A 19,242-nucleotide genomic window follows, 5' to 3' on the forward strand; every position below is an offset into this window, starting at 1 on the left:
TCCGTCCTAGAATTCGTCGGCCTTTTGCCGAGGGCCGGCATCTTCGCCGGTGCGGTCGAGAGAAGTGCGAATTTCCTCCTCCAGCGCCTGCATGCTTTCCCGGATCGCTTGCAGAGTTGGGTCACTGGCGTCGCGCGGGAGCATGCAGGACAGGGTTTCGTAGTCGTGACAGATCTCGGCGAAGGTTTCGTCTTTGGTGCACATCCGTTGGATGGCGTCCCAACGGTCGGGGAAAACGGTTTTCAGCACGTCCGACCCTCCACTGTCGTTCTCCGGTGGGGCGTGGACCGATCTGGTGAGCGATTGGCCGCATCCGGTTTGTCGACGATGCGCCTGAAGACGATGGATCGCGTAGGTTATTTGCGGTACGTTACGCGTAACACGTTACTTGTCAGAGGCTTCCGGGGTCGGGGTGTGAGCGTCGAACAGGGGAACACGCGAACGTCGGACGACGACGCGCAGAAAAACGCGACGCAGATCGACCCGCAACGGATCAGACGCGCACTCAAAGCTGTCCTGCAAAGCCCGGAATTCGATGGTGCATCGCGAATCCAGGCTTTCCTGCAATACGTGGTGGACGAGTACCTTGCCGGGCGTGGCGACGAGATCCGATCCAAGACGATCGCCGAGGACGTGTATGGTCGAACGCTCGCGCAGGGGGACGATCCTCTTGCGATTGTGCGTGTGGATGCCGGTCGTCTCCGACGCCGGCTGACCGCCTATTACGACCATGCCGGCAGCACCGACCCGCTGCGCATACACGTCGATCCCGGCGGCTACTGTCCGAGATTTGAGGAACAAACGCAGCCGCCCGCAGTCGATATCCCACCCCTTGCCCCGACCCAACCGGCGATCTACGTTCCGGTCCGTCGGATCTGGGTCGTTGCGGCCTTTTTGATCGGCGCCGCCTTCGCCGCCGGGATCACTTCGCTTTTCGTCTCCAGATCGCCAGAGCCCGCAACCTCGTTCACGGTCGCCACGCCCGGCAATTCCGATGAGGTGCGTGAAGCGCTCTTCCGCCTCTCACCGGCGAGGCTTCAAGCATCCAACCTCGCCGCGGATGCACGAGAGCTCATGTTTCCCGCCCTCGACCGGTCACGGCTTCTGGCCGCACTTGCCCTCTTGGAGCATGCGATCCTGCTCGACCCCGACTATTTCGGTGGCCACGCAGGAGCGGCACAGATCCGCGCGATTTTGGCGTTGACTGCGACAAGCCAGACCGACCGTGAGGCGCTGCTTACCCAAGCCCACCATTCGGCAAGCCGTGCTGTCGCCCTGGCACCATCGGATGGCTGGGCGCATTCGGCCTATGCCCTCACGGCCTACGTCGCAAATGACTGCGCCTCCGCGCTCAGCCGGTCCGAACAGGCACGTCGTCTCGGCCCCGACGACGTCCACGTCCACAACTTCGACGCGTTGATCGCCCTGTTTTGCGGTGAGATCGAGCAAGCGCTGGATACGGCCAAGACATGGGTCAACGATCGGCGCAGCTCGGAGCGATTGGGGTTTGGTAACACGATCGTGGCTGCTCATTTTTTCCTTGGGCAATATGAGGCGGGGGTAGAAGCCGCATTTGAGGCTATCCGTTCAGGTGGTCCCGTGAGCCCCTTAAACGTTGCATTCATGGCAGCGTGCTACTCTGAGCTGGGCAAGCAGTCTTCCGCAGAGGAAAGCCTCGCTCTCTTGGACCGAGCTTGGCCCGGCTACCCGCTCGAGGTCATTGTGCGAAGCCTATTTGTCGACCCTGCTCTCGAGGACCGACTAATGGACACGTTGACACGTGCGGGTTGGGGCTCATCCAAACGTAAGTGACCCAGGCGAGCGCTGACCCACGATCTGTGGGTTGATGGCGGTTCCGTGGACACATGGTTAATTTTGCATGGCACGAGCTTCCAACACCGTCGGGCGCAGATAGGGCAGCCAAGAACACTGTCGCAATGGCTTGTAGAAGGGCTTGACACAATCGAATAGGTCAGGTCAGGTCCGGTCCGGTCCGGTCAGGTCCGGTCAGGTCCGGTCAGGTCAGGTCCGGGCTGACGTGCGTTCGGGGCGTGGTTCTCTTGGCCGCAGGTTCATCTGGCGTTCAGCCGGGCTCCGGAGCCGCATCAAGCAGACGCCTGATCTTCTCGATCCGGGCGCGGCGGATGCCGTTGGCCAGGACCCCCACGCGCCTCGGCCTGCTCCAGCTTGTTAGACAACACGAACTCCGAACCAACGTAGAAGCCGTCTTTTTGTGTTTCAGCCCCAGCCTGCTCAGCCAAGATCGTTTTCCGCCATTGGACTGCGGAGGCCAGCGAGAAGGCATCGCCAACGCTCAAGCGGTCCTGAAAAGCCTTCGGATGTCGCCCAGCGCGATGTCACGGCACTTGCGGCCTCTGGGAGGTGCAGTGCCCCAAGTCCTTTATTGATCTCTTTCCCGATCGGTTTCCCGTCTGATGGGTTCGGAACACCAACGAGATCGAGAGGGGTCACAATGCGGAACACCAAGTTCTTGCCGAGGCCGCGAGGCTCAACGAGGTAGCGCATATCGTCTGTTTCGGCCTTTTTGTGGTCCATTTTGGACAACAAGCCGTTGGGCTATGCAGAAAAAGGATCACAATAACAAAACGTTATGTGCGGTGGCGGAGACGAAGGGATTCGAACCCTCGAGACGGTTTCCCGCCTACTCCCTTAGCAGGGGAGCGCCTTCGACCACTCGGCCACGTCTCCGCCGACGGGTATAACCGCGCTAGCAACGGGAATACAAGGTCAAATTCTCTGCGATTGGAAGACTCTGCGCGCTTACGTTAACATGTTGATATTAATGGAATAGCGATAGGTGACATCGGCTTCGGGCAAGTTTTGATCAATTCGTGTCTGTGCGTACGAGGCAGGAACCACATCAGTTGTTTGATCTGTGCATCACTCGTCCGCCAACGAACTCTCTTCCAAATCGTCCGAAGGTTGACCGCCTTATGACTCCCGATCCGTTCCATTCTCTTCTTCTGGACGAAGCCTTGGGTTGATTTCTGTCCTGAAGAAACTTCGTTTGCCGGTGTCGAAGCCGCTGCGACTTCGTGAGGGACAAACTGACCAGGAATGACTGGGGTCTGGTGCGGCGGGTCGCCGGTTGAAGACGCGTGTTGAGCCTGACGTGGAGCAGGTGGCGCGCATTCTGCGGGGTCGTGAACAAGTGATCGTCCAAGGGGCTAGTGCAGATCCCGGTCCAGACTTGGTGGTCGTCCGTACATGGAGCGATAGGCGCGGCTAAATGCGTCGGAGTTTTCGTATCCGCACTCAGTCGCAATGTCGCCGACGGCCAGTGTCGTGTTACGTAGCATGTCCCGTGCTTTCGCTAGCCGTAACTGAACGAAATACGTGGTTGGAGAACAGTGGAGGTATCTCGTGAATTGTCGTCCCAACTTCCACACCGGATTGCCCACCCTGTTTGCAATTTCAGAGACGGTTATCCGCGTCGACAGGTTCGCATGCATGATCGCCACGGCATCGCGCACCTCCTTCGGAGCGCTTGGTGGGATAACTTGCGGCATCCAGCCCTCCGTGGGTGGATCATAGGTCAATATTTTTGCGACACGTCCCGCCAGACGCTGCGTGGCGTAATGCCCGATAAGGGCAAGCGTCATATCCAGTGTGGAAACGCCGCCAGCGCTTGAAAAGCGCGGTGGTGAAAAGTCGTACATCCTGTCCACGAAAAGACTATCGGGGAACTGCCGATGAAAGCCGGCATTTGCCTCGGGGTGGGCGGCGGCGGGCCTCCGTCCGAGAAGCCCCGCTTTCGCGAAGACCAGGGCACCGGTGTCGACGCAGCCAATAAGGCAGCCTGTGCGGTCGATGCGCTGCAACCAGGAAATCGTCTTTGCCGTCGCAGAGAGGTCGGGCTTGTAGGAAGCCAGCAAGATGAGAGCGTCCGGTGGGTCCTCCGACAACGGAATGGTTTGCAGGGGAATCCCGCTTGATGAAAGACGGGCACCACCCGAGTCAGACTGGACCATCCAAGAAAACTGGTGCCTTCCCAACTCACGGTTCGCTACGCGCAATGGCTCGGTGATGAGCGTCAAGGAAAGGATCGGGAAGCCATCGGCGATGTGAATCGAAACTCTGGTCATCGTCAAAGTGTATTCTTGTGCAAGATCCTTGTCCTCCAAGGTCAAGCACCAATTCAATCCGGAAACTACAGTCGACGCAGAATTGGAGGACCGGACATGAGAGACTTGGAACAACATCCGATCACGCCCGACTTTGACGTCTGGCCTGTGATAGTCAAACCCGCAGCTGTCCGATCCGAAGACGGCGCGTTGCTAGTGGAATGGTCAGACTGTAGTATCAGCCGGTACCACCCGTTTTTACTGGCCGAGAACGATCCTTCGCCTGACGTGCTGCATCCGTTGGCACGTGAAACCACGCTTTCGCCCCTTGATTTGCCGGGGGACCTGCTGATCAGTTCGGCAGAACTCGGCCCGGATGGCACTGTGATCGTGCATTGGACTCATAACCACCCGACCAGCAGGTATCACCCCGGCTGGCTTTACGGGAATGGTTGGTTTGACACGCCTCACACCATTGAAACAACCGTTCTGTGGACCGGCAAAAACCAGCCCGAACCGCCGACCTTTGACGGTCCGACAGCGTTGAACGATCCAGCGGTTTTCTTGAGCTGGCTTACAGCACTGCGAGATTTCGGTGTGGCTCGGCTGGAAAATCTGCCGAACCAGGACGGGCTGTTGATGCAGGTGGTTGAACGTATCGGCCCAATCAGAGAGTCCAACTTTGGTCGCATGTACACGCTTGAGATCAAGGATGACCCGGACAGCAATGCGTTTACCTCGGATGCGTTGATGCTGCACATCGACATGCCGACCCGCGAATGCCCGCACGGGCTGCAATTCCTCTTCTGCCGCGACAACACCACCAGCGGTGGCGAGGGAATTTACGCGGACGCCTATAGGATTGCCGCCGATCTCGCGGCCGAAGAGCCCGAGCATTTCAAGGCGCTCTGCGAAATCGAATGGACCTATAACAACCGTTCGAAATCGACGAGCTACAAGGCCAAGGGGCCGGTGATCGAACGTGACTTCGGCGGCCGCGTAACGGGCATACGATACAACACCTGGCTGCGGGCGCCGCTGGTGGCCTCGCTCCAGGAGCAGGGCCGTGCCTATCGCAGCTATCGTGCTTTTGCCGCCCGCGCCCAGGACCCGACCTATCAGATGAAGTTCGCCTACAGGCCGGGTGATCTTGTGGCATTCGACAACCGGCGCACCCTTCATGGACGCAATGGGTACGACGCCCACGGCGGGACACGGTTTATCGAAGGTATCTACTCCGATCGGGATGACCTGCTGTCTGCTATCCGGTCGCTCGAACGCAGCTTCACAACGGAGACGACATCATGAATATCTCGACCAGCGTTAGGCCGGCAACCTTCAGCGAGGCGGAATGGAAGGCGCGGCTGGATCTTGCGGCCACGTTTCGCATTCTGGCCCATTACGGCATGTCGGATCTCGCCAATGGGGCCGTCGCGGCTCGCGTTCCGGATCAGCCTGATCATTACCTCGTGCATCCCTACGGCATGTTCTGGGAGGAGGCGACCGCATCGGCGATGATCAAAATCGGGCCGGATGGTCGACCGGTGGATCCTGACGGCCCGTGGCTGAACGACGGTGTGCAGAACCTGTGCCAATGGATTCTCGGATCACGCCCCGAGGTGATGTTCTTCGTCCACGGCCACGAAGAAGAGGTGATGGCGGTCGGTTCTATCGAGGAAGGCTTGCTGCCCCTGAACCAGCCCGCAGTGTATCTGGGAAACCTCACAGGCTACATCGAGTACGAATTTGACGAGGATGAAGCGTTCGGCAGACACTTCGTTGAAACTCTGGCGCAACACCAGATCCTGATAAGCCGCAACCACGGTTACTATGCGCTTGGAACCACCGCGGCCGAGGCGTTCTTTCGTGCGTACTTCCTGCGCCAAACATGTTCGACTCAGATCAAGACCCTCTCCATGGGACGCGAACTGCACATGATCGACCCACAAAAGATCGCCCGATATCAGGACCAGATGGCGTCGTCTGAACACTACAACTATGACGGCAAAACCGAATGGGCAGGCTTGCTGCGTATGCTCGAAAAGCGAAGCCCCGACTACAAGACTTGATTTGCCCGCAGGTTGCAGCCTCGGCTTTGCATAAGGAAAACACGACCCGCATTGGGATATCCAGCAAAGGATACGCCCTATTCCGCACCCGCAAAAATTAGCTCAATGGAGCTGATCCCCCAGGTAAAGGATGTGTCTTGTGCCTGAATGATGGACAAGACGTTCAGCCCATCGACCGTCTGCGCCGAATTGAAGGACAGCTCGTGCTGCGAAATGCCGTTGTTCGCCCCCGCCTCCAGGAAACCCAGCGTGTCACCGTTCAACCGGATCTCGATCTCGCTTGCCGTGTCGACGTCGAATGCTGCGATTTCGAGGTTGAAAGACGAGGCGTCGTCGCTGTCGAAGGTAAAGATCAACTCGCCATCCGGTTCGGATGTGCCGTTGAACCCGTTTCCATAATCCGTGTCGTCGCGACCGCCGAAGCCCAGATGTGCGTTCGGTTCCTCCAATAGAATGTCTGTCACACCCCAGCGGAAGTTCGGGTCCAGACGTTGCTCGAAAATCAGCGTATTGACGCCTTCGGCCAAGGTATCGTCATCCAGTCCGATCACGAATGGCGTTTCACCGTTGTTCGCTCCACCGTCGAGTATCGCGCGTTCAACGCCGTTGACCAAAACAGCTATTTCACCCGAAAAATCGGCGTCATAGCCCGACACATCGAGAACCAGACGTTCCGCGCTGCCAGGATGGAAAGTCATTAGGACGCGACCGTCCGGATCGGTCGCGCCGTTGTAATCATTGCCGTACTCGCCTGTTTCCTGTGTCCCGAGCGTAAGGGCGGTGTCCGGCGTTTCGGCCAATGCCAACGCCAGGTTGGTCACGCCCCAATCGAACCCCGGATCGATGCGCTGGGCAAAGGTCAGAACGTTCAACCCGGTTACCTGGTCGACGGCGTCGATGGAAAACTGGTATCCCTGCGTGCCGTTATTCGGCCCCAGGCCGGCAAAGCCGAGGCTTCGCCCATTCAGCAGCAGCTCGACCTCGTCCGCGAGGTCGAAGTCGAACCCGTCGAAGTCCAACGTCAGGTCGGCCCCAAGACCAGTAAAGGTGGCGAAAACCATGCCGTCGGCATCCGAAGTTCCGTTAAACCCGTTTCCAAAACTGGCGGTTTCCGTGTTTCCGACCGTCAACCTCGTGTCCGTTAGGCGTAGTAACAAGTCGGTCACGCCCCAACGGAAGGAGTTATCGGTCATCTGTGCGAACCGCAGAACGTTCTCCTCGGGGATCAGCCAGCGTGCATCGATGCCGAATTGCGATGCTCCTTCGGCGTTGTTGGCCGTTGGCATGAGCGTGCCCAGAACGCGGTTGGTGTCGATCAGGCGATTGTTGACGGTTTCATATTGATCGAGCGAAACCTGAACCTCGATGCTGGTGTCGATGTCGTATCCCGACACGTCGAGGATCAAGTCGCTCTGGCTTGCTTGGAACGCACCGGTCACAAGACCGCGTGTCGCGGTAGCGCCGTTGAAATCGTTCCCGTATTCACCTGACTCCAATACGCCTGGCTCCAGACGGAAATCCGCGTCCACTCCGACCCGCAAATCGGTTACGCCCCAATCAAAGCTCGGGTTTCGAGCCTGGATGATTTCCACCAAGTTCTCACCCGTTTCATGGTCGTCAGTGTCGAGTTCGAAGACTGCCGGACCGGTGCCACCGTTGCCCGTTACGGGCAGGTACCCCCTGAAGAGACCATTGAGCCGTACCTCCACCTCGTCGGCGAAATCGACGTCAAAGCCGGTAAGCTCCAGCTGCTCGACCGGTCCGGACCCATCATAGCTGACCAGTACGATGCCGTCCGCATCGCTTGTACCGTTGAAATTGTTTCCATAATCGCCGTCGTCGATCACGCCGCGTGTCAGGGCGGCATCGACAATCGTGTCAAGCCGCAGGTCGGTGATACCCCATTCATAGGCAGGGTCGATACGCTGATGGAAACTGATCGCGTTCAGGCCTTCGGCCATGTCCGCCGCCGACAGAGTCAGACTGTAATCGGCAAAGGCCCCATTACCACCAAGACTGAGAAAGCCGAGGCTTTTGCCGTTCAGCATGGCCTCGATCTCGCCAACGGCGTCGATATCGTACCCCTTGAACGAAATCGTCTGGTCGTAGCCGTTGGAATCGAAGTAGACGACAGCCTTGTTATCTCCATGCCGGATGCTTCCGGGTAGATAGTTGCCAAACTGGTTCGAATAGGTCACGCCGCGCTCAAGCGTCAGACCATTCAGCGCATAGCTGAAAAGATCGCGCTCGATGGTTCGGTCCGAGAACTGCAGAAACTCGACATCACCGGCGACGTAATGCGACGTGGTGCTGAAGTTGAGTGTCACCGCGGCAGCCGTTTCCGGGTCAAAGGTGAAAGATGTCAGCGGGTTGAAAAACACGGCGGTATCGATACCGCTTCCGCCGATCAGTGTGTTGTCGCCGCCATTGCCTATCAGCGTATCGTTGCCTGCGCCGCCGACCAGGTAGTCGTCGCCCGATAGGCCGCGAAGGCTGTCGTTCCCGCCTCCGCCTTCAATGCTGTCATCCTGGCCGTTGACGCCGCGAACGGTATCATCGCCATCCGACATCACCACGTATTCAAAGCCTGTCAGAACGTCTGCAAAGCCACCGAATTCGCCCGTGTCCATCTTGACAAGGTAAGAGGCCGACGTTTGTCCAAGTTCGAACCGGTCAATCCCGTCGCCCCCGTCGAACTTGTCGACCACCGAGGCCGGATTCCCGATCACGGTATCGTTGCCGCCGCCTGCGTCGATCGTGTCGATCCCGGCAAGCTCTTCGATCGTATCGGCAAAATCTGTGCCGATGATGTGCTCGAAACCCGAGATATCCAATTCTACGGAGTTGTTGCCGGTCAGCGGCCCGCCGGAGACGTAAGTGAATCCGGTGCCGGCCTCGGACAGGTCTAGGGTGTCAGTCTGCCCGTTGCCGGACAGTGTGGAGTTTGACCCGATTTCCAGCCGATCAATGATCAGGTCATTGCCACTTCCACCTGAAACGGTGTCGTTGCCTGCGCCGGCGTCGATCGTGTCATCGCCACCTCCACCGCTGACATTGCTGTGGCGCGCGTCGGTCGGAATGTAAGCTGACAGATGATTGTTTTCCCCATCACCAATGACCGTGACATTGCCGTTGAAAACAAGGTTTTCAATTTCCGAGAACTCGTCGAACTTGGTGCCGTTGAATGTTCTTTGGCCCAGGACCATGTCGAAAACGCTGCCTGAGCTGAAGAACGGCGTGAAAACCGCCGTGTCGATGCCCGCGCCTCCGATCAATGTGTCAGCGCCACTGGCATCGTCAATCAGCACGTCGTTGCCAAGCCCACCCTCCAATTGGTTGCCGCGGTCGTTCCCCGTGATCGTGTCGTCATATCCCGAACCTATGACGTGCTCGATTTCAAAGACGGTGTCAGTTTCCAAGGCGACCCCGCCATTGACCGAGAAGGTCGCGCTGTTCGATCTCAGGTCGATGTTCCAGCCGCGATTGAGCAGGAGGATCGAGCCAGTTGGAGCCGAATAGGCCCAGGTCGCCGTATCGTTGATTCCGCCATCCGAACCACCGTGGATGTAGTCGTCATCCTCGCCGCCCGAGATCGTGTCATCACCGTCATCGCCCAACAGGCTGTCTTCTCCATCGCCCCCTAGGATCGAGTCGTGCCACCCCTGGCCGAGAAGCGTATCGTTGCCCAAGCTTCCGATCAGCGTGTCGCCACCGCCCTGACCGATGGCGTAGTCGTCACCCCAGCCGGTGTGGATGTAGTCCGCTCCGCTGCCCCCGATGACGCTGTCGTCGTTCTGATTTGCAAAGACGGTGTTGAGCCCGGATCCCGTTTCTATCGTGTCGTTGCCGTATCCGCCGCGCAACAGGTCGGACCCCGTGCCGCCCTTTATCACATCATCGCCGTCAAGACCCCGGATCGTGTCGTCACCGCCTTGCCCCAGCAGCGTATCGGCGTCGGGCGTCCCGTCGAGGGTCGTGTCACCAATTCTGGTGGTAATCGTGTTGGTGACCAGTTGGCTGACCGGGCCCGACGCCATGTCGGTAGCATCGATCGTGTCGCCGCGCGGATCCAGAATGGCCCATGCGATTTCCGTCGAAGCCCCGGTCCGGTCGACCGTTGCAAGAATTCTGCCATCGGCGGTCACACCGACATAGGGATTCATACCGGGATAATCGAACACCGTTACCTGCGACCCGTCCGACGTGCCGTCGGAGTTGAAGACGCGTCCCTCGATGCGGCTGTCGCTATCGTCGCGCCAGATAACAAAGAACCCTCCCGTCGGCAGTGCCACGATATCGGCGGTCCGGGTAACGTCGGTACCGGCGACGATGTTGAAACCGGCCCCGTTGACACTTGCATCGTCGTTGAAGCGCTGACCGACGATGTCGCCATCATCTTCCCAGATCACGACGAATGTACCGTCCTTCAATGCAGCAACTTTCGGATCTGCAAGATCGGGACTGGCGGTGGCAAAGCCGATATTGCTGTGCGATTGGGCGCCGCCGGGGTCCATGACATGCACTTCGATCGACACGTTCGCCCCGTCGACCTCGGCCGTCGCAGTAACCAGTTCACCCGTCGCCAGAAGAGCGCTGTCATGATCGGCGTCGGGATCGGCGCTGTTCTGGGCCGCGGCGTAGCTGCTGCCCGGTTGTATCACTCCGGCCGCGCTCAGGGTGGCGGCGCGAACATTGATGTCTGTCCCGCCGTCGTAGCGTTCCCATGACACCAGGCTTTGCTGGGTCAAGCGGTCATAAACGACCTTGGCATTCTGTAGGTCGGCCGCGGAATTCTCGACGGCAACCTGTTGCGTCGCGATTACCGTCCCGCCCGCCGATTGACGTTCCCAGATCACCGCGCTGCGCGGCAGCCCATCCTCGCTGATATAGGCGATGGCAAACTCGTCACCGCCCATGGCCGCGATATCGAAATCCCACTGGGTCAGTGTTGTCTCGCGCGTATTGATGACAAACGTGTCCCGGACCAGCGTTCCATCGATGTCATAGATACGGCCGACGATATCCGCCCCGACACCTATCGTGTCATCGCTGAAGGCCACGAGGATTTGACCATTGGCCAGACCGATCACATGCGGATCAGACTGGCTTCCGGTCAGCGACAGTGTCGTTTGAGCTTTCCAGACGGTAGGCGTGGGCATCGTTTACCCCCTTCAATGCAGTTCCGGCCTCACGGAAAGAAAATCATGAAATGCTTCAAAAGCTGAGGCGAAAATATCGGTTTAGCCTACCACCACACCGCGTTTCGTCAAACCTGGTATGATTTCTGGTCCATTGGCCACCGCCTACAGGTCGCGCGGTTGACAATGGAGCACGTGCGATATTGGTCGCCACTCGGCGCTTCAGGCCACAGGGGCGGTGAACCCATGCCCCGAGCCGGAACCGGCCCGGAGCTATTCAGTATCACCGCCATGTGTTCACGTATCACGCCAGAAGGTCGAACACCTCGCCGCTTATCTGCAGGTTGATGCTGGACTGTCCTTCGCCATCGACCAGCGCCCACATGATCTGACCTGTGGGGCGGTAGATCACGAATGCTTCCTGCACGTCATCATCGCCCGAGCGTTCACCATCCGGCGTGGCGGTATGGGCGAGATTGACCTGAAACTGGTCAGCGGTTGCGGCTTGGCCGAACACCAGAGCGTCACCTTCGGCCGCATCGTAATCCTGCACCCAGTCCGAGCCGTGATCGGCAATGCCGAGATGAAAGAACCGGTCTGCGCCGTCGCCACCGTTGATGCGGTCATACCCGAAGCCGCCATTGATGAAGTCGTCTCCATCCCCGCCAAAGATAAGGTCGGACAGGCCTCCGCCGGTGATGACATCGTTCCCGCTCTGGCCCTGTATCTCGTCAGCGCCAAGGCCGCCATCCAGCGTGTCATTGCCGTCCTGGCCGAAAATCAGGTCGTTGCCGCCACCGCCGCTTGCCCTGTCATTACCACTGCCGGCGTAGATCACGTCACGAAGATCGCCGGTTTCCGGACCGCCCGTGATGTCGTCATCGCCCGAACCTCCATTGACCGTGTCCGCGCCACCTCCGGCGTTCAGTGTGTCGTTGCCAGCCTCGCCCCGCAGGATGCTGCTACCCAAACCGGTTTCGAACAGGTCGTCGGCATCCGTCCCGGTCAACGTCTGTTCAAATTCATCCAGGAATGTCGTGGCGGCGTCGGTCCGGTTGGCGAAGACGAGGTGTTCGACCTCCATCAACAGATCGCTTCCATCCTGCTCTGCCGCTGTACCCGGCCCGCCGGTTACACGCAGACCGGAGCCGTCCGCCGCAAAGGCATAGTCCTGCCAGCGTCCGCTGAAAAACGCCATGTCATCGCCCGGCCCACCGGTAAGCATGTCGTCCCCGGACCCGCCGCTGAAGAGGTCGTCGCCGTCGGCTGCAGATACCGTGTCATTCCCCTCTCCGGCAAGGATGCGGTCTTGCCCGTCGCTGCCGGAAATCAGGTCATCTCCTGCCAGCGCGTCGACCGCTTCGGGGGCTGAAAGCGTTTCACTGTCGGCGCCCGGCGTTAGTTCTCTGGGTGTGAAGACCTTGTACGCGGTCAGCGTTGGGCCATCGACTTGCGATTGCCATCCGATCCACAGGTCCCCGTTTTCATTTCCGGAAAAGCCTATGCTGTTGAACCAGGCGGCGGGACCCTCGAATGGCATCGGGGTACTCTCGGCACGCCCCTCCGAGTCGAAGCTTTGCAGGAACAGGATCGAGTTGTCTTCGGGGCCGGCGCGGGGTCCCACGATGATCAAACCGTCATCCGGTCTGACCGTCGCCGCGAATTCGTTGACCGGATCTTCGCTGCCGCGCGCGACACCTGCTTCCTCCGGCGTCGCGCTGTAAATGGTGTCGGTCGAAACCGGAGCGCCTTCGAAGTCGAAAATGCGCCGGATTACCTCAGCGCGGCCGACACCGACGATCACCGCAAGCGATCCGTCGTCTGTCACGTCAAGCGCGATCACAGAGGCAGAAAACGGGTTGATCTCCAGCAATTCCATTGGCTGCCCCGCGATACCCCCTGCCGGTCCGATCTTTTGCATGACAAGGTCGAAGGCGAAGTTGTCGTTCGGAACCACTGCAAAAAGCGCAAAGCCGCCTTCGGGCAATGGCAGGATTCCGGTGAGGCCCTCGACCCGTTCAGCGCCGTCAAAAACCGGAATCGCGGGACCCGGATATCCCCCGGGACCGATAATGTGGATCAAAGGTTCTTCGCCCGGCCTGAACAACAGGCTGCGCCCGTCGCCAAGCGGCGTGATGCCGATACCGGACAGTGAAAACGCGTCTTCCCCGGTCAGTATGGCCGCAACGTTCGCGGCGGTGCCGTCGGGATTGAAACGCTGAAAATGGGTCTCCTGTCCGCCTTCGCTTGCGGTGACATTCCAGATCGCCAGAAGACCTCCGTCGTCGCGCGCTTGAAGTCTGATGAAGTTATAGGAATCAAAGTTGCCCTGTAGCGTCGAACGCGGGCCCGGTTGCCCGTCCGGTCCAATCGCCGACACCGCGACGGTCCCGGTATCGCCGTCTCTCGTATAGATCAGAACAGTGCCGCCCGGAGAGACCAGCAGCCCCGCCTCGACCGAACTGCCGGGAAAACTGAAATCTGTTTCGATCCGCGTTTCCGAGATCAGTGAACCGTCTGCGCCCATGAGTTTCAGAAGCGGGTAGGGGGACGAATAGTAATCGGAGGGAAAGACAGTCTTGAGAACAAGTAGGCGACCATCAGGTAAGACGTGCCTGTCATACGGTTCTCCGGCGGTGCCGGGATATTGCAGGGGGGCAAATTTCTGGTCGAGTAGCAGAAGATCCGACATGCGAGCTCCAATCATCGGGACAAACTGGCAGGCGAGAAGAAAAGTCGGCTATGTAATATGACATGCATAGAGACTCCCCTTACGTTAGGGAAGCTTCTTGTTCCAACGGTCTCGTCAGAAGGCCGACTCACAGGCAGCCTTGCAATCGGGTTCTCCCCGGTGGTTCCGATACCTCGCGCTGGATTGGCCGTGATTGTCGGGTCACGACGGGGCCGCGATCCTGGTCTGATGAACAGTCCGCAGGCCTGAAACAGTCGACCACTACATCAGCCGGCCTCTGTCTCGGCAAGAACCTTCTTGGCAACGCGAAAACACTCCAAAGCCTGCGGTACGCCGCAATAGATACCGATGACGTGGATGATGGCCCGGATTTCATCCTTGGTTACACCGTTTGTCAGTGCCCCGCGGCAATGGGTTTCCCATTCCTGCATCTTACCCAAGGCGCCGATCATGGCGAGGTTCATCATCGAGCGTGTCTTCGCATCGATCACGTCATCGCCCCAGCCAAAACCCCAGCACCATGCGGTCATCGCTTCTTGAAACGGGCGCGTGAAATCGTCGGCTGCCGCTAGGTTCTTTTCGACATATTCCGCGCCGAGGGTGGCCTTGCGTTGTTCCAAACCCTTCAGAAACAGGTCGTCGTCAAATGTGCTCATGTAAAGATTCCCGATTTTCTCCGAGGGACTGATCTTTCTGTAACTTTAGGAGATGCCGGTCCTGTCCTGCCGCGTTTCATTCACTCCACCGCCTCGCGCATCCAGCGTTGCAAATGCATGATCGAATGTTCCGAGTTCACGCCACAGACGGGATCGACAACCAGCGGTCCGGGCACATAGCCACGGGATTTCAAACCGCGCTGTACCGACTCAACCAGATGTATATCTTCCTCTACCGTTGTTGCGCGGTCTTGTTGCGCAAGGCGTCGCACGGTCTCGTCGTCGTAGCCGCCGACCGAGTACCAGCCGCGCCAGACGACCACGTGATCTGCATCGATCGCACGCCAGTGATAGGTGTTCAGAACGTTGCCCGGATAGACCTGAAAACTGAACATCGGCCAAAGAAACCAAGACGAGTACCGATCATTGTTCGGGTGGCCGCTTTCGATGTCATAGGTCATCTGACCAAGGTCGTTGCACTCGGTCCTGTGCCGTAGGCAATACCCCTGTGGTTGAATGTCATAGGTTTCAGGGCGGATCACCCCGGTGGAAAAAGTCGGGTGGTTCAGACTGCAGTGATAGCATTCCGAGTAGTTCTCGACCGAAACCTTCCAGTTGCAATTCTCTGGTATTTCGACCCATTCCAGCGGTTTGAGATCGGCCCAATGCGGCACGAACTCTTCGATTTCGGCCCGCGCGCCGGGGAACCACTCGTCCATCGGTTTCGCATCGGGGTCCAGGTTGACGAAGATGAAGCCAAGGAACACCTCGGTCCGCACTTCGGTCAGGCAGATCTTCGAAGCGTCGAAACCCGGAACCGCCTTGGCGTTGGGTGCGGCCCGCAAACCGCCGGTCAGCTCATAGGTCCATGCGTGATAGGGGCAGACCACCACGCGTGTCGAACCTTCGCCAGTGACGAGTTGATGCGCGCGGTGCTGGCAAACGTTGTAGAATGTCCGGATAACGCCGTCGCGCCCCTTGATGCAGAACAGGCTTTCATCGGCCAGTTCGAACGCGAAATAGTCGCCGGGAGCCTGAAGTTGGCTGGCATGTCCGGCAAATTGCCATGTTCGGGCCAGCAGCCCGGATTTCTCGGAGGCAAAGACCACAGGATCGGTGTAGAAGTGCGCGTCGAGCGAGCGCACCAGCGCGGTCATTTCGTTCATTCAGGCTCCTCCAGGTAGATGCCCAGCTGGTGGCGGCGGCGGTGGAAGGTTTCGACCCGCTCCACGATTTCGTCCGAGGCAACCGCGATGACGAAACTGAGAAGTGTCTCAAGCAGGGCCAGCGTCGAAACCGACGAGGGAAAGAACTGCGGCGTATCGACCGCCGCAAGAAAACCGTGGTGAGCCTGCCGAATGATCGGGCTGGCCGGACTGTCGGAAATCGCGATAACGGTCAGGCCCTGTTCGCGCGCAATGCGCACTGCCTCCACGACCTCGGAACGGTAGGGGCGGCATGTCATCGCGATCAGCACGTCGTCCTTTCCTGCCCATGCCAGATCGTCGATCGCCGTAGAGCCGGGGCGCGGAATGGCGTGAAACTGGGTCATACCGGTCGATGCGAGATAGGTGAAGTTGCGCGCATTGGCATTGTTCACCCCGACACCAAGCGTGAATACCTGCCGGCTGGACCAGATCGCCTCGGCGGCTGCTTTTAGCGTTTCGGCGTCGATGCCGGCAAAGGTCTCTTCGACGTTGCGCAGCGCCGCTTCGGCCATGTCGGCATAAAGCCCGCCAAGGTCACCTGACTTGCGAATCTCCTGCAGCCAACGCGCGCGGTCGGGAAAGCTCACGGCGCCTTGGCGGATCGCCTCGCGGAACGGGGCGCGAAAATCCTCGTACCCTTCAAAGCCGACCTGGCGCGCCATGCGGACAAACGTATTGGGCTTGACCTTGGCGGCTTCGGCGATCTCGCGCACCGTCGAAACACCGACATCATTCGGATTTTCCAGCACGTAACGCGCCGCTTTCTGTGCTTCGGGCGTCAGGGCATCCCATTCCTCGGAGAGGCGTTCGAGAACCTGTGATGATACATTTGTTCCATTCATGATTGACATTGGTACACACGTCCACTTAGCCTGTCCATCAGTTTTGCGACGTCCGGACAAAGGATACGACCATGTCGGAGAAAACCCTGCCCAGCCATGCGCGCGTGGTGATCGTTGGCGGAGGCGTAATGGGGGTCGGCCTGGCCTATCATCTGGGCCATGAAGGCTGGGGTGACGAAACCGTCCTGCTGGAGAAGGCCGAGCTGACTTCGGGCAGCACATGGCATGCTGCGGGCCAGATCACGCATTCCACCAGCAGCTTTGGTCTTGGCAAATGCGTCGACTACAACATCGGCCTGTACTCGGGTGGCCTCGAGGCCGAGACGGGGCAGGCGGTGACATGGCATGGCTGCGGCTCGTTCCGCCTCGCCTATACCGAGGACGAAATGGACTGGCTGCGTCATACGCTGTCCGTCGGCCGGTCGTTGGGCTTCAACATCGAACTGGTAGGGCCTGACCGCGTTGCCGAGCTGCATCCGTTCTACAACCTCGATGGGGTGCTGGGCGCCCTGCACACACCCGATGACGGCCACGTGGACCCGACCAACGTGACGATGGCGATGGCTGCGGGAGCCCGGGCCAAGGGTGTGCGCATCGTCCGCCGCTGCCGCGCGACGAACATCACACAGGATACAAACGGTGAATGGGTGGTGGAAACCGAGCAGGGAACGATCCGCTGCGAACACGTGGTCAATGCCGGGGGTACCTATGCCCGTCAAATGGGCGAGTGGTCTGGCCTGCAATTGCCGATGACCTCGATGACCCACCACTATTTCGTCACCGACGAGGTGCCGGAATTCAAGGATCTCGACCGGGAACTGCCCGTCATTCGCGATGACAGAAAGGTGTCCGGCTACATCCGTATGGAGCAGAAAAAGGGTCTGATCGGGATCTACGAAAAGGCCAATCCAAACGCCGTCTGGCTCGATCACTGCCCTTGGGACGCCGAGAACGAGCTGTTCGACGCGGATTACGACAGGGTCATGCCGTGGCTGGAGGAAAGCCTGAACCGGATGCCGATCTTTGCCGACCTCGGCATCACCCGCGACGTGCATGGCGCTATCAGCCATCCCCCTGACGGCAATCCGCTGATCGGTCCCGCGCCCGGCGTCCGGAATTACTGGTGCTGTTGCGGTACGCAGATCGGCATCGGCTGGGGTCCCGGCCTGACGCGTGAACTGGCGCGCTGGATGGTGCATGGGGCTGCCAACATTTCGATGCGCGAGTACGATCCCCGGCGCTTCGGCAGCTATGCGAACAAGGAATGGCAGGTCGTAAAGGCCAAGGAGGACTATTGCCTCCGCCACGAGATTCCCTTTCCGCATTTCAACCGGCTCGCCGGACGTCCGATCAAGCCTTCGCCGCTGTACGACACGCTCAAGGAAAAGGGTGCGGTGTTCGAGGAGGTCTACGGCTTTGAGCGTCCGCGCTGGTTCGCACGCAACGGGGTCGCGCAGGAGGATCACTATTCCTTCCGTCGTACAGTCGTGGACGAGATGGTCGCGGCCGAGGTCAAGGCAGTGCGCGAGGCCGTCGGCGTCATGGACGTGACGGCCTTTACAAAGGTTTTGGTCGAAGGGCCGGATGCTTATCAACTGCTGGACCGACTGACGGCCAACCGGATGCCGCAAAAGGTGGGTTCGATCACCCTGACCCACATGCTCAACCGCGCTGGGCGGGTAGAGTTGGAAACCACGATCGTCCGTATGGCCGAGGACAAGTTCTACCTCGTTTGTGCCGCGTTTTTTGAACAGCGCCTGCTCGATCACCTCGCGGCCCATAGGCAGGATGAACAGGTCACGGTCTCGGCACTGTCGGACAGGTGGGGTGCGCTGGCGCTGAACGGCCCTGCCTCGCGCGAGGTTCTGGCAGCTACAACAAACGCGCCCTTGGACAACGCCGCTTTCCGCTGGCTGTCGGCACAGCAGATCACCATAGCAGGCCATTCGGTTTGGGCCTTCCGGATGTCTTATGCCGGTGAGCTGGGCTGGGAACTCCACATGCCCTTCGCTGCGGTGAAGGACGTCTATGATGCGCTTTGGGCCGCTGGTGAGCCGCATGGCATCGCGGATTACGGCAGCTTCGCGATGAACGTCATGCGCATGGAAAAGGGCTTCAAGGGGGCAGGGGAATTGACGAACGAGGTCACCCTTGCCGAGGCAGACGTGCTTCGGTTCGTCCGCAACGACAAGGAGTTTCTGGGCCGGGACAAGACCCTCGACAGGGATCTGCCCTGGGTCTGCGCCTATCTCTCCATCGAACCGGATGGTATTCGCGACGGACATGGTGGCGAAGCGGTCACAAAGGACGGCGTGGTTGTCGGGTCGACAGCTTCCGTGGCCTATGGTCATACCGTGGGGCAGATCCTTGCCTTTGCCTACCTCAAACCGCACGCGGCCGAGCCGGGAACGGCTCTTCAGGTCGTCATTCACGGGCAGCCCCGTCAGGCGAAGGTGTTGGGAGAGCCGGCCTACGATCCACAGAGCTTGTTGCCGCGGACAGATGCCGTGACGGAGCCGGCGGAATGAAACGCCCGAACACCGTTTCGGGCG

General features: G+C 59.4%; 11 protein-coding genes and 1 tRNA gene. 4 read left to right on the plus strand and 8 right to left on the minus strand.

Annotation, left to right across the window (positions count from 1 at the left end; all coding sequences use genetic code 11):
* Positions 1-6 precede the first annotated feature (6 nt).
* Positions 7-249 (minus strand): hypothetical protein, encoded by a 243-nt coding sequence (locus ACFORG_RS08475; RefSeq protein WP_386734985.1) that lies wholly within the window; start codon positions 247-249, stop codon positions 7-9.
* 165 nt (positions 250-414) lie between these two features.
* Here ACFORG_RS08475 and ACFORG_RS08480 point away from each other — a divergent pair, with 165 nt between their 5' ends.
* Positions 415-1,812 carry a hypothetical protein gene (locus tag ACFORG_RS08480; protein ID WP_386734986.1) on the plus strand — a complete coding sequence of 466 codons (1,398 nt, stop codon included), beginning with the start codon at positions 415-417 and terminating at the stop codon, positions 1,810-1,812.
* An 807-nt stretch (positions 1,813-2,619) separates the two neighbouring features.
* Here the strand turns inward: ACFORG_RS08480 and ACFORG_RS08485 are convergent.
* Both ACFORG_RS08485 and ACFORG_RS08490 read right to left on the minus strand, forming a co-directional pair.
* Positions 2,620-2,709: transfer RNA gene (locus tag ACFORG_RS08485), tRNA-Ser, on the minus strand.
* A 479-nt stretch (positions 2,710-3,188) separates the two neighbouring features.
* Positions 3,189-4,145, minus strand: coding sequence for a GlxA family transcriptional regulator (locus ACFORG_RS08490; RefSeq protein ID WP_386734987.1), 957 nt, complete (start codon positions 4,143-4,145; stop codon positions 3,189-3,191).
* Between the two features lie 57 nt (positions 4,146-4,202).
* Here ACFORG_RS08490 and ACFORG_RS08495 point away from each other — a divergent pair, with 57 nt between their 5' ends.
* Both ACFORG_RS08495 and ACFORG_RS08500 read left to right on the plus strand, forming a co-directional pair.
* Positions 4,203-5,393 carry a clavaminate synthase family protein gene (locus ACFORG_RS08495; RefSeq protein ID WP_386734988.1) on the plus strand — a complete coding sequence of 397 codons (1,191 nt, stop codon included), beginning with the start codon at positions 4,203-4,205 and terminating at the stop codon, positions 5,391-5,393.
* Positions 5,390-6,154, plus strand: a complete 765-nt coding sequence (locus ACFORG_RS08500) for a class II aldolase/adducin family protein (RefSeq protein ID WP_386734989.1) — start codon at positions 5,390-5,392, stop codon at positions 6,152-6,154. The genes ACFORG_RS08495 and ACFORG_RS08500 overlap by 4 nt, the downstream gene beginning before the upstream one ends.
* Positions 6,155-6,231: 77 nt before the next feature.
* On the opposite strand, the gene ACFORG_RS08505 is transcribed toward ACFORG_RS08500, so the two are convergent.
* From ACFORG_RS08505 to ACFORG_RS08525, 5 genes are all read right to left on the minus strand, one after another.
* Positions 6,232-11,313 (minus strand): hypothetical protein, encoded by a 5,082-nt coding sequence (locus tag ACFORG_RS08505; protein WP_386734991.1) that lies wholly within the window; start codon positions 11,311-11,313, stop codon positions 6,232-6,234.
* Positions 11,314-11,596: 283 nt separating this feature from the next.
* On the minus strand, positions 11,597-13,984 hold the full coding sequence (locus tag ACFORG_RS08510; RefSeq protein ID WP_386734992.1) for a calcium-binding protein: 2,388 nt from the start codon (positions 13,982-13,984) through the stop codon (positions 11,597-11,599).
* A 266-nt stretch (positions 13,985-14,250) separates the two neighbouring features.
* Positions 14,251-14,640, minus strand: a complete 390-nt coding sequence (locus tag ACFORG_RS08515) for a carboxymuconolactone decarboxylase family protein (RefSeq protein WP_386734994.1) — start codon at positions 14,638-14,640, stop codon at positions 14,251-14,253.
* Positions 14,641-14,720: 80 nt separating this feature from the next.
* Complete coding sequence (locus ACFORG_RS08520; protein ID WP_386735031.1) at positions 14,721-15,797, minus strand: aromatic ring-hydroxylating oxygenase subunit alpha; 1,077 nt, start codon at positions 15,795-15,797, stop codon at positions 14,721-14,723.
* Between the two features lie 5 nt (positions 15,798-15,802).
* Entirely contained in the window at positions 15,803-16,690 is an 888-nt protein-coding gene (locus ACFORG_RS08525) for a MurR/RpiR family transcriptional regulator (protein WP_386735032.1), read from the minus strand.
* Between the two features lie 71 nt (positions 16,691-16,761).
* On the opposite strand from ACFORG_RS08525, the gene ACFORG_RS08530 reads away from it, so the two are divergent.
* A complete protein-coding gene (locus ACFORG_RS08530) occupies positions 16,762-19,218 on the plus strand; it encodes an FAD-dependent oxidoreductase (protein WP_386734995.1) in 2,457 nt (818 codons plus the stop codon).
* Positions 19,219-19,242 lie beyond the last annotated feature (24 nt).

Source organism: Lutimaribacter marinistellae, from assembly GCF_042648365.1.
GTDB lineage: Bacteria > Pseudomonadota > Alphaproteobacteria > Rhodobacterales > Rhodobacteraceae > Lutimaribacter_A > Lutimaribacter_A marinistellae.